The organism is Sporanaerobacter sp., from assembly GCF_047830725.1.
In the GTDB taxonomy this organism is placed as follows: Bacteria; Bacillota; Clostridia; order Tissierellales; family Sporanaerobacteraceae; genus Sporanaerobacter.
Window position 1 is genome coordinate 1,337,860 of the sequence record NZ_CP181252.1, and the last position, 13,910, is coordinate 1,351,769.

The 13,910-nt window shown below is 31.0% G+C and carries 14 protein-coding genes; all 14 read left to right on the forward strand.

The window, feature by feature from the left end; genetic code table 11:
- Positions 1 to 15 precede the first annotated feature (15 nt).
- The 14 genes from spoVG to ACFWUA_RS06535 all read left to right on the forward strand — a co-directional run bounded on the left by spoVG (position 16) and on the right by ACFWUA_RS06535 (position 13,834).
- The gene (spoVG, locus tag ACFWUA_RS06470; protein ID WP_072744688.1) at positions 16 to 279 is read left to right on the forward strand and encodes a septation regulator SpoVG; all 264 of its coding nucleotides are present in this window, start codon (positions 16 to 18) and stop codon (positions 277 to 279) included.
- Between the two features lie 138 nt (positions 280 to 417).
- Positions 418 to 1,809 (forward strand): bifunctional UDP-N-acetylglucosamine diphosphorylase/glucosamine-1-phosphate N-acetyltransferase GlmU, encoded by a 1,392-nt coding sequence (gene glmU / locus ACFWUA_RS06475; protein ID WP_416197244.1) that lies wholly within the window; start codon positions 418 to 420, stop codon positions 1,807 to 1,809.
- Positions 1,810 to 1,826: 17 nt separating this feature from the next.
- A complete protein-coding gene (locus ACFWUA_RS06480) occupies positions 1,827 to 2,774 on the forward strand; it encodes a ribose-phosphate diphosphokinase (RefSeq protein WP_416197245.1) in 948 nt (315 codons plus the stop codon).
- A gap of 15 nt (positions 2,775 to 2,789) precedes the next feature.
- Positions 2,790 to 3,371 (forward strand): aminoacyl-tRNA hydrolase, encoded by a 582-nt coding sequence (gene pth / locus ACFWUA_RS06485; RefSeq protein ID WP_416197246.1) that lies wholly within the window; start codon positions 2,790 to 2,792, stop codon positions 3,369 to 3,371.
- A 36-nt stretch (positions 3,372 to 3,407) separates the two neighbouring features.
- Positions 3,408 to 6,917, forward strand: coding sequence for a transcription-repair coupling factor (gene mfd / locus ACFWUA_RS06490; RefSeq protein ID WP_416197247.1), 3,510 nt, complete (start codon positions 3,408 to 3,410; stop codon positions 6,915 to 6,917).
- A gap of 57 nt (positions 6,918 to 6,974) precedes the next feature.
- Complete coding sequence (locus ACFWUA_RS06495) at positions 6,975 to 7,943, forward strand: peptidylprolyl isomerase (protein WP_416197248.1); 969 nt, start codon at positions 6,975 to 6,977, stop codon at positions 7,941 to 7,943.
- Positions 7,944 to 8,133: 190 nt separating this feature from the next.
- Positions 8,134 to 8,685, forward strand: coding sequence for a stage V sporulation protein T (gene spoVT / locus ACFWUA_RS06500; RefSeq protein WP_416197249.1), 552 nt, complete (start codon positions 8,134 to 8,136; stop codon positions 8,683 to 8,685).
- 142 nt (positions 8,686 to 8,827) lie between these two features.
- Positions 8,828 to 10,441, forward strand: a complete 1,614-nt coding sequence (locus ACFWUA_RS06505) for a putative polysaccharide biosynthesis protein (protein ID WP_416197250.1) — start codon at positions 8,828 to 8,830, stop codon at positions 10,439 to 10,441.
- 24 nt (positions 10,442 to 10,465) lie between these two features.
- Positions 10,466 to 11,941 carry a nucleoside triphosphate pyrophosphohydrolase gene (mazG, locus tag ACFWUA_RS06510; RefSeq protein ID WP_416197251.1) on the forward strand — a complete coding sequence of 492 codons (1,476 nt, stop codon included), beginning with the start codon at positions 10,466 to 10,468 and terminating at the stop codon, positions 11,939 to 11,941.
- A gap of 98 nt (positions 11,942 to 12,039) precedes the next feature.
- The gene (locus ACFWUA_RS06515; RefSeq protein ID WP_416197252.1) at positions 12,040 to 12,318 is read left to right on the forward strand and encodes an HU family DNA-binding protein; all 279 of its coding nucleotides are present in this window, start codon (positions 12,040 to 12,042) and stop codon (positions 12,316 to 12,318) included.
- 45 nt (positions 12,319 to 12,363) lie between these two features.
- Positions 12,364 to 12,615: an RNA-binding S4 domain-containing protein gene (locus ACFWUA_RS06520; RefSeq protein ID WP_416197253.1), complete on the forward strand. Its 252-nt coding sequence runs from the start codon at positions 12,364 to 12,366 to the stop codon at positions 12,613 to 12,615.
- A gap of 69 nt (positions 12,616 to 12,684) precedes the next feature.
- The gene (gene yabP / locus ACFWUA_RS06525; RefSeq protein WP_416197254.1) at positions 12,685 to 12,966 is read left to right on the forward strand and encodes a sporulation protein YabP; all 282 of its coding nucleotides are present in this window, start codon (positions 12,685 to 12,687) and stop codon (positions 12,964 to 12,966) included.
- A 17-nt stretch (positions 12,967 to 12,983) separates the two neighbouring features.
- Positions 12,984 to 13,460: a spore cortex biosynthesis protein YabQ gene (gene yabQ, locus ACFWUA_RS06530; protein ID WP_416197255.1), complete on the forward strand. Its 477-nt coding sequence runs from the start codon at positions 12,984 to 12,986 to the stop codon at positions 13,458 to 13,460.
- 47 nt (positions 13,461 to 13,507) lie between these two features.
- Entirely contained in the window at positions 13,508 to 13,834 is a 327-nt protein-coding gene (locus ACFWUA_RS06535) for an FtsB family cell division protein (protein ID WP_416197256.1), read from the forward strand.
- Positions 13,835 to 13,910: the final 76 nt, after the last annotated feature.

Genomic DNA, 13,910 nt, shown 5'->3' on the forward strand with positions numbered 1-13,910 from the left:
GGTGGTGAAGCAGGAGTGAAAGTTACAGATGTTAGAATTAGAAAAGTTACTGATGAAGGAAAAATGAAAGCCATAGTTTCTGTTACTTTTGATGATGAATTCGTTGTTCATGACATAAAAATAATCGAAGGACAAAATGGACTTTTTATAGCAATGCCAAGCAGAAAAATGGCAGATGGAGAGTTTAGAGATATTGCACATCCAATTAATTCCGAGACTAGAAGTAGAATCCAAGAGGCAATATTTAAAGAGTATGAAAAAAGCATATCTGAAGAATAGTGAAAGGACCATAGAGGTCCTTTTTACTTAGCCAAAATACAATATTATTTAAAGAAAAGAAAAAATAGGTGTGGACTTATATTTTAAATTGTATAAAATATTATTGGGTGGAGAAATACAAAACATAGAGGTGTTTATATGAATATATCTATTGTACTTGCAGCAGGAGAGGGAACTAGGATGAAATCTAAAAAATCTAAAGTTCTTCATGAAGTATGTGGTAAGCCTCTTTTAAGCTATGTTTTAGAGGCAAGCAGGGCTGCAGCTATGGAGAAAAATATAGTAGTTATAGGTCATGGCGGCAATCAAGTGGCAGAAGCCATAAAAAAGGAAGATGTGGTATTTGTACGTCAGCCAATCGGGGAAAATGTGCCTTATGGCACGGGTTTTGCGGTGATGCAAGCTAGAGATTATATTGAGGACGACAGTTATGTTATAATTTTATATGGAGATACTCCATTGATAACGGGAGATACTTTGAATAAATTGGTAGAATATCATAAGTCTTGTGAAAATGTTTGTACTGTTTTAACAGCTGAATTAGAGGATCCTACTAGTTATGGCAGAATAATAAGAGATGAAAATGGCAATATTCTTTCTATAGTAGAACACAAAGATGCTACAGAAGAAGAAAGAAAAATAAAAGAAGTCAATTCAGGAATGTATTGCTTCAATGGAAAATATTTAAAATTTGCATTAGATAATATTGACAATGACAATGCTCAGGGTGAATACTATATTACAGATGCAGTACAAGTACTTAAAAGTAAAAATTTAAAAGTAGGTGCATATAAGATAGAAAATCCTGAAGAAATATATGGCATCAATTCAAGGAAAGAACTTGCAAATGCAGAAAAGCTTATGAGAAGAAGGATAATTGAAAAGTTCATGGAAGATGGAGTCACCATTGTTGATCCAGATAGTACTTACATAGATGCTGAGGCTAAAATTGGACGAGATACAATCATATATCCAGGGGCAATTATAGAGGGATATTCAGTTATAGGAGAAGATTGTATAATAGGTCACAATACGAAAATTGTAAATGGAGAAATTGGGAATAGGGTAGAAATTCAAATCTCCACCATATTAGATAGTAGTATAGATGATGATAGCAAAATAGGGCCCTATGCTTATTTAAGGCCAAATAGCCATATTGGTAAGAATGTAAAGATTGGTGATTTTGTAGAAGTTAAGAATTCAAATGTAGGAGATAATTCAAAAGCTAGCCATCTTTCCTATATAGGGGATGCAGATGTAGGTAAGAATGTAAATGTAGGCTGTGGCGTGGTATTTGTAAACTATAATGGAAAAATCAAACAAAGATCTATTGTGGAGGACAATGCCTTCATAGGGAGCAATTCCAACTTGGTTGCCCCAGTAGTTGTGAGAGAATGGGGGTATGTAGCTGCTGGTTCCACTATTACTGATGAAGTAGGAAATGGAGCACTGTCTATAGCTAGGGCTAGACAAGTAAACAAAGAAGGCTGGACATATAAAAAAGGATTTGCAGATAAAAATAATAAATAACTGGGAGGAATTTAAATATGAACTTAAGCGGAAGTGGCATGAAAGTATTTACTGGAAATGCCAACAGAGAATTGGCTTTAAAGATTTGTAGTGAATTAGGAGTACCTCTTGGGGACTGTGAAGTTGGGACTTTTAGCGATGGAGAAATAACAGTTAACATCAATGAAACTGTTAGAGGTTATGATGTATTTTTAATTCAACCAACCTGTCCACCTGTAAATGACAGTTTGATGGAGACCTTGATTTTAATGGATGGCTTAAAGAGAGCTTCAGCTGGTAGAATTACTGCTGTTATTCCTTATTATGGCTATGCAAGACAAGACAGAAAGACAAAGGCAAGGGAACCTATAACAGCTAAACTTGTAGCTGATATTTTGACTAAAGCTGGTGCTGATAGAGTGCTTACTATGGACTTACATGCGGGACAAATTCAAGGATATTTTGATATACCTGTAGACCATTTAGTGGGAGTTCCAATTCTTGCAGATTATTTTAAGAGCATAGTTGATGAAGAAACAGTAGTTGTTTCCCCTGATTTGGGAGGAGTTGCAAGAGCTAGAAATTTTGCAAATCTTTTAGATTTACCTATAGCTATTATAGAAAAGAGAAGACCAAAAGCTAATGTTTCAGAAGTTATGAATGTAATTGGCGATATTGAAGGGAAAAACGTAATCATTGTTGATGATATAATAGATACTGCTGGTACCATAACAAAGGCGGCACAGGTACTTAAAAATTTTGGAGCATTAAAAGTCTATGCTTGTGCAACTCATCCAATACTTTCTGGACCAGCTGTTGAAAGAATTGACAATTCGGAAATTGAAAAATTTGTCGTTACAGATACCGTACCTCTTTCAGAGGAAAAGAAAATAGATAAAATTCAAGTTGTAAGTGTAGCACCAATATTTGCTGAAGCTATAAAGAGAATATATGGAAATGAATCTGTAAGTAAATTGTTTGATTAGTTAGGGGCTGATATTTTGTATGTGGTTGTAGGCCTTGGAAATCCAGGAAAAGAGTATGCAAATACCAGGCATAATATAGGATTTGATACTATAGAATTGTTAGCTCAGAGGAACAATATAGATATAAATAAAATTAAGTTTAAGGCAGTTTATGGTGAAGGACAGATAGGAAACGAAAAAGTTATACTTATAAAGCCACAAACTTATATGAATAATAGTGGTATGAGTGTACTAGATTTATATAATTTTTATAAAATACCTATAGAAAAAATCATAGTAGTAGTTGACGATATAGATATACAATTTGGGACTATAAGGATTAAAAGAAAGGGAAGTGCTGGTACACATAATGGACTGAAATCTATAATATATCATTTAGGAGACGATGGTTTTCCAAGAGTTAAAGTAGGGATAGGCAGTCCAAAACCTGGTGAAGATTTAGCCCAATTTGTACTTAGTAGATTTAGCAAGCAAGAAAGACAAACTATAGATCATACAATAGAACTAGCTTGTGCGGCTATTGAAACTATTATAAATGAAGATTTAAATACTGCAATGAATATTTACAATTCCAAAAACAACAAGGCCCAGGAATAAACCTGGGCTTAAGGTGTTTTAGAAGGAGCTGATTAAATGCCACAAAATATGTTTATAGATCCTCTGAAAAATATGTCTTCCTATAACAAATTATTAGCTGCAATAGAGTCTAAAATTAGTCCTATAAGCATTCATGGTTTGAGTGAGGAGAACATAGGTCATTTAGCCTATGGGTTAAATAAGCATACACAAAGACAAATATTAATTATAACAAGCGATGAGATTAAAGCTAAAAAGATATTTGAAGATTTAAAAAATTTCGACAACAATTTTGTGGGAAATTATCCTTCAAGAGATTTGGTTTTTTATGATATTGATGCTTTTAGTTATGAAACAACTCATGAGAGAATTAAAGTATTGTCAAGATTAAATGATGATGAAAATATTGTTGTAGTTACATATTTAGAAGCATTGCTCAATAAGGTCATGAGTAGCAATATATTTGATATTTGTACTGAAGAATTAAAGTATGGGGAAGTTATAGATTTAGATAATCTTTTAAATGCTTTTGTGACTAAAGGCTATGAAAGAGTAAATATGGTAGAGGGCAAGGGGCAATTTAGTCTAAGAGGAGGAATTATAGATTTTTTTCCCGTAAATAGTGAGAACCCTTATAGGATAGAGCTATTTGACGATGAAATTGATTCTATAAGGACTTTTGATATATCAACTCAAAGATCTATTGAAAAGATTTTTTCTGTTTCAATTCCTCCCGCCAAAGAGGTTTTGATATTGGATGAGTTTAGGAATGAAGTTGTATCCAATATTGATAGAGATTTAAAAAACATACTGGGGAAATTTCAGAAAGGTGCTAAAGAAAAAGATAAATTAGAAGAAAAGTTTTTGAAATATATGGAAATCGTGAAAGAGGGACTAAGTTTAAATAATGTGGATATGATTGTTCCCTATATTCCTGAAGAATATTTAGGGAATATTATTGACTATTTAAATGATGATAGTTTGATTTTAATAGATGAACCAAGAAGGTTAGAAGAAAAATTACAAGACTTTAAGAACGAGTTTATACTTAAGTTTACTGATGTGTTTGAAAGTGGAGAATTATTATCTAAACATGATAAAATATATCATGATTTTGATGTAGTGTATAAATCTATGAGAAAACACATTTGTATAACTACTTCAGCTCTTCTAAATTCTGATTCAAGATTTGTTTCTAATACAATATTAAATTTTACAACTAAGGGGATGCAATCTTTTCACAACAAGATAGAATTTTTAGTGGAAGAATTAAATCATTATAAGTATAGGGGATATAAAACTATTATATTGTCTGGGATAGAAGAACGAGGTAGAAGACTTGAAACGCTTCTTAGAGAAAAAGGTGTAGAATGTGTGTATGTAGAGGACTGTAATAGAGATATAAAATCTGGTCAAGTTTTTATTACGTCTGGAAGCATAAATGGCGGGTTTGAGTATACGAGTATTAAATTTGCCATAATTAGTGACAAAGAAGTATTTGGAGTGAATAAGAGAAAAATAACTAAGCCTATAAAAAAAGATAGGCAAAAAATAGCTAGCTTTTCTGATTTAAATATTGGTGATTATGTAGTTCATGAAAATCATGGAATAGGACAGTATTTAGGAATAGAACAATTAGATATTCAAGGGATTAAAAAAGATTATTTAACTGTTAAGTATCAAGGCAAAGATAAATTGTATGTTCCTATAGATCAAATGAATTTAATTCAAAAATATATAGGTTCGGATGCGGTAAAACCCAAGGTAAACAAATTAAGTAGCACAGAATGGACAAAGACAAAAGCAAAAGCTAAGAAAGCAATAGAAGACATGGCAAAAGATTTGCTAGAATTGTATGCTAAAAGAGAAAGTGTAGAAGGTTTTGCTTTTAGCAAAGATACTCCTTGGCAAGGGCAATTTGAGGATATGTTTCCTTATGAAGAGACAGAGGCTCAAATTAGAAGTATAGAAGAAATAAAAAAAGATATGGAAAAACCTAAACCAATGGATAGGCTCCTTTGTGGAGACGTTGGATATGGAAAGACAGAAGTAGCTTTGAGGGCAGCATTTAAGGCAATTATGGATGGAAAACAAGTTGCTATTTTAGTTCCAACTACTATACTTGCACAGCAACATTACAATACTATATTAGAAAGGTTTGCCGATTTTCCGATAAAGGCTGGAATGCTTAGCCGATTTAAAACTCCAGCAAAGCAAAAGCAAGTTATAGAGGGACTTAGAAAGGGAAATATAGATATAGTAGTTGGAACACATAGGTTGCTATCCAAAGATGTGAAATTTAAGGATTTAGGCCTTTTAATAGTAGATGAAGAGCAAAGATTTGGAGTGAAACACAAAGAATCATTAAAGAAAATAAGAGAAAATGTAGATGTCCTTACACTGACAGCAACTCCTATTCCAAGGACTCTTCATATGTCACTGGTTGGTATAAGGGATATGAGTGTTATTGATGAACCACCAGAAGAAAGATATCCTATACAGACATATGTTGTGGAATACAATGAACAATTAGTGCGCGATGCCATAATCAGAGAAATGAATAGGGATGGTCAAGTTTATTTAGTATACAATAGAGTAGAGTCTATAGACAGAATAGCATCTAATATAAGAAAATTAGTTCCTGAAGCTAGAGTTGCCATAGGTCATGGACAGATGAGTGAAAGAGAATTGGAAAGAGTTATGATGGGATTTTTGGAAAAGGAGTATGATGTATTGGTCTGTACAACTATTATTGAAACGGGATTAGATATTCCAAATGTAAATACAATGATTGTATATGATGCAGACAAAATGGGATTATCTCAGCTTTATCAACTTAGAGGAAGAGTTGGAAGGTCGAATAGAATAGCTTTTGCCTATTTCATGTATGAAAAGGATAAAGTATTGTCAGAAGTAGCAGAAAAGAGACTTAGAGCAATAAAAGAATTCACAGAATTTGGTTCTGGGTTTAAAATTGCCATGAGGGATTTAGAAATACGAGGAGCAGGGAATTTGTTAGGCGTTGAACAGCATGGTCATATAGAGGCAATAGGGTATGATTTATATGTGAAATTTTTGAATGAGACCATAAAGAAATTAAAAGGTGAAAACTATGAAGAAATAGTAGAAACTAGCATAGAACTCAATGTGGATGGATATATACCAGATAAATATATTGATGAAGAAGAAACAAAGATTGAAATATATAAAAAAATTGCAAATATTGAAAGTCAAAGTGATTACGATGATTTAATGGAGGAATTAATTGATAGATTTGGAGATGTACCTGTAGAAGTTGAAAATCTCATGAAAATATCATATATTAAATATATTTCTGGAAGAAGCAATATTTCTAGCATTACAGAAGAAGGAAGACAAGTGAAATTAGAGTTTAATTCATCTAGCCATATAACTCCTGAACTCATTAATGATCTTTCCAGTGAATATGGAAGGAGAATATCCTTTGATTTATCTGGTAGTCCATATTTTAAATTTAGATGGAAAGAAAATTTATTAGATGAGTTGAAGTCATTAGTTAAAAAAATTAGAGGTTCTCTTAAAGACTAAAATGTTATATAATATACTTAAAATAAAATATATTAAGTTAAAGAAAGGATGTTTCTATTGAAGCAAAATAAAAGATTTTTAATTTTAGTAATAATTTTAAGTTTGTGTGTTTCAGTACTAGCTGGGTGCGAAAAAACTCCCAAAGATGCAGTAGCTAGGGTGAATGGCGATACTATATCTAAAGACGAGTTTGATAAGAATTTTGAGATGTATAAAAAAGCTTATGAGTCTCAATATGGCCCTGATATAATGAAAAAAGATGCAGGAAATGATAAGACTTTTGAAGAAGTGATTAAGGAAAATATATTGGAAAAGTTAATTACAGAAAAGTTGATTACAGAAAGTGCTAAAGAAAAGAATATTACTGTTACAGATGAAGAACTCAAAGAACAACTTAAAAATTATGAAGAAATACTAGGTGGAGAAGAAAAGTACAAGGAATTTTTAAAACAAAACAATCTTACAGAAGAATATTTTAAAGATAGCATAAAAAAAGAAATGACTATAGATAAATATAAAAGTGACTATGTAAATGGTCTAAAAATTAGTGAAGAAGAGGCAAAGAAGTATTTTGAAGAAAACAAAGATTCTTATGTAAAGGTTAGAGCAAGTCATATATTGGTAAAAACTGAAGAAGAGGCAAAAAAAGTTTTAGATAAGATTAAAAAAGGTGAAGATTTTCATGCTTTAGCAGCTACAGAGTCTATAGACAATATGTCAGCTGTAAAAGGCGGAGATTTAGGATTTTTTGCAAGAGGACAAATGGTACCAGAATTTGAAGAAGCAGCTTTTTCTTTGAAACCTGGAGAAGTCAGTGAAATAGTTCAAACTGACTATGGATATCATATAATAAAAGTCGAAGATAGATTAGAAAACTATGAAGACGTAAAAGATGAAGTACTGGAAGATTTAAAAAACCAAAAATATCAAGCAAGTGTTAAGAAAATGAGAGATGAAGCAAAAGTTAAGATTTATATGAAAGAAGACAAAAAAGAAAATAACGAAAAAGAGGAAAAGAAATCTTAAAGTATTTTAAATACACCATAATCTGTCAACATTCACCCCATAATGTAAACAATAAAAAAGTTTACATTATGGGGTTTTTGATTTTTGATTAAAGTAATACTTTAACTTAACTTTACCATTGATGCATAAAATATTCATGAAAGTAAAATAATAAAACCATAAAGACAATTAATTTACAAGGAGGGAAAAAATGAAAGCTACTGGAATAGTTAGAAGAATTGATGATTTAGGCAGAGTGGTCATTCCCAAAGAAATTAGAAGAACTTTAAGAATAAGGGAAGGTGATCCATTAGAAATATTTACAGATAGAGAAGGAGAAGTGATACTTAAGAAATATAGTCCTATTGGGGAATTAAATGAGTTTGCAGCTGAATACTGTGAGTCTTTATATGAAGCTATTAATCATACAGTTGTTATTTCTGATAGAGATACTATTATAGCAATATCAGGTGGTTCAAAAAAAGATTATTTGGATAAAAGAGTAAGCCAAGATTTAGAAAATATAATGGAAAGCAGAAAAGCTTATAATGCTACAGGTTCAAATAAACCAATAAAATTATATTCTGAAGATGAAAATGTAGATAAGTATACGGCACAAGTAATAGTACCAATTGTCATGCAAGGTGACCCTATAGGAGCTGTTATATTTCTATCTAAAGAAGCAGATGCTCAAATGGGGGATTTAGAGTTGAAATTGGCAGAGACGGCTGCAGGATTTTTATCAAAACAAATGGAAAATTAAGAAAGTCTACCTTGGGGTAGGCTTTCTTAATTTCTCATTTTAAGTTGATTAGTAATAAATGTATTCCTTCTGAAATATCTTTTTGATATAATATAGTTTATTGATTAGTAGAAAATGATAAGTATTCTTAGGAGGAAAAAATATGACTAAAGAGAATTTTTTGAAAGGGGCCGCTATATTGGGTATAGCAGGTATAGTGGTCAAGATATTGGGAGCATTTTATAGGATTCCTATAGGCAATATTATAAAAACAGAAGGAATGGGATATTATCAAACGGCTTATCCTCTTTATGTGTTGCTTTTGACTATATCTACATCTGGGTTTCCAGTAGCTATTGCCAAATTAGTTTCTGAAAAAAGGGCATTAGGGGATTGCAGGGGTGCACACAAAGTTTTTAAAGTAGCACTAGCAGGACTTTTTATATGTGGTATTATCACTAGTTTTCTTGTATATATTTTTGCAGAAAATATTGTTGAGTCATTAGGGAATAAAAATGCCTATTATGCTTTAATAGCATTAGTTCCAGCACTTTTTTTTGTACCAATGATGTCTGCTTTTAGAGGCTATTTTCAAGGTAGGCAATCTATGACTCCTACGGCTATTTCGCAAATATGTGAACAGGGTTTTAGAGTGGGTGCAGGGCTATTTTTTACTTATTATCTATTAGATCGTGGAATTCCGATTGCAGCAGGGGGGGCTTCTTTTGGAGGTTCTATAGGTGCTATTGCTGGTACATTAGCGATATTTATAATTTATTTGTCTAAAAAAGGTGAAATCAATAGGGAAATTGAAAAAAGTAAATTTGTAGAGGAAGAAACTACAGGGAAAATCATCAAGAACTTGTTGGCTATAGCTATTCCTATAACCATCGGAGCATCTATTGCACCAATTATGGATACTATAGATGCAGCTATAGTTATGAAAAGGTTACAGTTTGTTGGTTTTAGTGAATTTGAAGCTAATGATTTGTATGGTCAACTTAAAGGACTTGCTCAAACTTTAATCAATTTACCTCAAGTTTTTTCTATGGCGTTGGCTATAAGCTTAGTTCCAGCTATTTCAGAAGCTCATGCCAGAAAACAATATGGAGAAATACGAAGTATTATATCTTCGGGAGTGAGAGTTACATTGCTTATTGGACTTCCAGCTGCATTTGGACTTTTTGTGCTTGCTAAACCTATAATTAGACTATTGTACTTTAAGAATACAGTGGAAGCATTAAATAGTACTGGAGAGATACTCATGTATCTATCTTTCGGTGTCATATTTTTGACTTTAGTTCAGTCCCTAACAGCTATACTTCAAGGGATAGGTAGACCGATTGTTCCAGTTAGGAATTTAGCTATAGGTGCAGCTGTAAAAGTAGTTCTTGCTTATGTGTTGACAGGAATACCTAGCATCAATGTTAAAGGTTCTGCTATAAGTACAGTTGCAGCTTATATGATAGCTAGTATTCTTGATTTAATTGGTGTAAAAAAATATACAAAAGTTAAATTCAATATGGGAGAAGTATTTATAAGGCCTTTTATTTCAGCGTTAGGGATGGCAGTCATAGTTAAAGTAAGCCATATTTTGTTTTATTCTCTTATAGGCGATAAATTAGCTACTATTATAGCCATATTTATAGGTATGATAACTTATTTCTTACTTCTCATGAGAACTGGTTCTTTAACTTATGAAGATTTCAAGTTGTTACCTAAAGGTGAAAAAATAGCTAAAACTTTAGTGAAACTTAAATTGTTAAGAATTAGTTAATAATAAACAAAGGAGAAGATATTTATGGGTAAGATATACATTATAGGTCTTGGTCCTGGCGATGTAAATTCCCTGACATTAGGGGCTGTTAATAGGCTTAAAAGTGGAGAATTAAATATATTGAGGACGGAAGTTCATCCAACAATTGAATATTTAAAAGAAAACAAAATACCATATATTTCTTATGATTTTGTCTATGAAAGTAGAGAAAGTTTCAATGAAGTTTATAATTTTATAGTTTTAGATTTGATTGAAAAGTCGAGGAAATATAATTCCATAAATTATTTTGTTCCAGGCAATCCATTTGTAGCTGAAAAAACTGTGGATTTATTGCTGGAAAAAAGAGAAAGTGAAAATGTTTGTATAGAAATCATTCCAGGTATGAGTTTTATAGATCCTATCATATTAGCTGTAGGTCATGATCCGGTAAATGGATTAAAAATTATAGATGGATTAAATATAAAAGGACAGTATGTAGATATAAATACGGGAAATATAATTACTCAAGTTTATAACAAGAGAATTGCTTCACAAGTAAAATTGGAATTGTCTCAAGTATATGGGGATGAGTATGAAATTTATGTTATAAATAGTGCTGGAGTTCCTCATAAAGAACAAATATTTAAAATACCAATATATGAATTAGATAGATTGGAAGAAATTAGTTATTTGACAAGTATATATATTCCTAAAGTGGATAAAATAAATAAAAAAATTTATGACATGAATGATTTATTGACTATAGTAGAAATGCTTAGAGGTGATGAAGGATGTCCTTGGGATATAGAACAGACTCATAAATCCATTAGGGAATGTATTGTTGAAGAAGCTTATGAAGTAGTCAATGCAATAGATGAAGATGATATGGAAAATTTATGTGAAGAATTGGGAGATATTCTACTTCAAGTTGTATTTCATAGTGATATAGCTAAGGACGAAGGCTATTTTAATATATGGGATGTGACTACTGAAATTTGTGATAAATTAATTTTTAGGCATCCACATGTTTTTGGAGAAAAAAAAGTAGAAAATTGTGATGAAGTAGTATATAATTGGAATGAAATGAAATTTAAGAAAAGAAACATTGAAAGCTACACAGATAGGCTAAAAGAAATTCCACATTTACCTTCTCTTATGAGAAGTTTTAAAATTCAAGAAAGAGCGGCTGATATTGGCTTTGATTGGGATGATGTAAGTGGAGCTATTGATAAGGTAGATGAAGAATATCATGAAGTGATTGAGGCTTTAAATGTATCTAAAGGTGGTGATATGGGAAAAGTAGAGAGTGAACTGGGAGATTTATTATTTGCTGTAGTGAATGTATGCAGATTTTTAAATGTCAATCCAGAAATAGCACTCAATAAGACAATTAACAAGTTTATTGAAAGATTTGGTTTTATGGAAAAGAAGAGTAAAGAAGTCAATAAAGATTTAAAGGACATGACATTAGAGGAAATGGATATGCTATGGAACGAAGCAAAAATACATAAAAACAAATAATTTGATAAAAACTACTAAAAATAAGAAGGAATTTTGAAATTAACGTAGAATAAGCAATGTGAGCTATTTTAAACATTTATATGAGGAGGAATTAAATTATGAACAAATCTGAATTAGTTGCTAGTATGGCTGAAAAGAGTAATTTAACTAAAAAGGATGCAGAAAGTGCTTTAAATGCATTTATGAAGGCTGTTGAGGAAGCATTATCAAATGGAGAAAAGGTTCAACTTGTTGGATTTGGTACTTTTGAAGTAAGAGAAAGAAAAGCTAGAGAAGGAAGAAATCCAAGAAATCCTGAAGAAATCATTAATATTCCAGCTTCAAAAGCTCCAGTATTTAAAGCAGGAAAAGCTTTAAAAGAATCAGTAAATAAGTAAAAAAAGTCAGGTCATTGACCTGACTTTTTTGTGAGGAGTGATTTTATGAGAATCGACAAATATCTAAAGAATTCGAGAATTATAAAAAGAAGGACTGTAGCTAAAGAAGCCTGTGAACAGGGAAGGGTACTTTTAAATGGAAAAGCTGCTAAGCCTGGAGATGAAGTAAAAGTAGGAGACAATATAGAAATAAATTTTGGAAATGGTTCTAGAAAAATTCAAATAATAAGAGTTGATGATAATGTGCCTAAGGACAAGGCACAGGAATTATACAAAGAATTATACAAAGAATTATAAAAGCCTTTTAGGAATAAAGGCTTTTTTTTATTCATATTATGTATTAGAAAATTTATAGGAGGAATAGCTATGGGTGAAAACGATATTGGTTTAAAAAATCAAAATATATATTTAGAAGACAGAACAAAACTTACAATTACAGGGGTAGAACAAGTTGAAAGTTTCAATGACAACACTATTATTTTGATTACAATAAAGGGGGGCATGACAATAAAGGGAGAAGAACTTAATATAAATAAATTAAATTTAGAAGATGGGAATGTTAAAATAGATGGGACGATAAATGGCATTTTATATAACAATAGAGATTCAAGTGGGAAGGGCAAATTGCTTGAGAAAATGTTCAAATAATGTCGAGGGTTGTAAATATGGAGAATTCTATCAAAGTTCAATTGTATGTATTTTTAAGTGTCTTTTATGGCGGATTGATAATTGGATTTATATACGACATATATAGGATTTTTAGATATTATTTAAAACCTAAAAAAATTGCTACAGTCTTGGGTGATTTTATATTTTGGATAGTAGTGGTTATAGTTACTTTTTATATGCTTATAAAGAGTAATTTTGGTGAAATACGTGGATATGTATTTGTAGGGATACTTTTAGGTGTATATTTATATTTAAAAATATTGAGTAATTTCGTTTATCCATTGCTCATAAAAATATTGAAAGCTTTATATGTATTTTTCAATAAAATATTTTATGTATTACTTTATCCTTTTAGTTTAATTAAAAAGCTACTTATGCCACAGATAAAGAAAGTAAAAAAAGCCAACAGTTTCTCTAAAGAGACAGTTAAAAATATGAATAGATACATAAACATAATTTCTAAAAAGAAATAGAGGATTTTTTAATTTGATGTAGAATAGATACAAAAGAGGTGATACTTATGGCAAAACGCAAGAAAAAGAATGTAAAGAAATTTAGGATAAGGCATCTCATTGTTTTGGTGTTTGCTATATATATTAGTGCAACTTTAATATCTCAAAGAAGGATGCTTAAAAGTCTCAATAGAGAAAAAGCGGAAATGGAAAGTGAAGTTAAAACATTAAATACAGAAATAAATGAAATCAATAAGGAGATAAAAAATAGTGATTCTTTGGAGTTTGTAGAAAAAGTGGCAAGAGAAGAATTAAAAATGGTTAAGCCAAGAGAAATTATTTATATAGATAAAAGCAAAAATAAAGATCCGTTTTTGAAAAAAAGTAGGAAATAAACTAGATTGACATATAATATTTTCTAATATATACTAGATAGAAGATAAATATTTATTAAGGAGGAATCATTTATTT

Bases quoted from the DNA above. Each gene is read 5' to 3' on its own strand.
- glmU (WP_416197244.1), top strand. From the start codon at position 418: ATGAATATATCTATTGTACTTGCAGCAGGAGAGGGAACTAGGATGAAA.
- ACFWUA_RS06480 (WP_416197245.1), top strand. From the start codon at position 1,827: ATGAACTTAAGCGGAAGTGGCATGAAAGTATTTACTGGAAATGCCAAC.
- mfd (WP_416197247.1), top strand. From the start codon at position 3,408: ATGCCACAAAATATGTTTATAGATCCTCTGAAAAATATGTCTTCCTAT.
- spoVT (WP_416197249.1), top strand. From the start codon at position 8,134: ATGAAAGCTACTGGAATAGTTAGAAGAATTGATGATTTAGGCAGAGTG.
- ACFWUA_RS06505 (WP_416197250.1), top strand. From the start codon at position 8,828: ATGACTAAAGAGAATTTTTTGAAAGGGGCCGCTATATTGGGTATAGCA.
- mazG (WP_416197251.1), top strand. From the start codon at position 10,466: ATGGGTAAGATATACATTATAGGTCTTGGTCCTGGCGATGTAAATTCC.
- ACFWUA_RS06515 (WP_416197252.1), top strand. From the start codon at position 12,040: ATGAACAAATCTGAATTAGTTGCTAGTATGGCTGAAAAGAGTAATTTA.
- ACFWUA_RS06520 (WP_416197253.1), top strand. From the start codon at position 12,364: ATGAGAATCGACAAATATCTAAAGAATTCGAGAATTATAAAAAGAAGG.
- yabP (WP_416197254.1), top strand. From the start codon at position 12,685: ATGGGTGAAAACGATATTGGTTTAAAAAATCAAAATATATATTTAGAA.
- yabQ (WP_416197255.1), top strand. From the start codon at position 12,984: ATGGAGAATTCTATCAAAGTTCAATTGTATGTATTTTTAAGTGTCTTT.
- ACFWUA_RS06535 (WP_416197256.1), top strand. From the start codon at position 13,508: ATGGCAAAACGCAAGAAAAAGAATGTAAAGAAATTTAGGATAAGGCAT.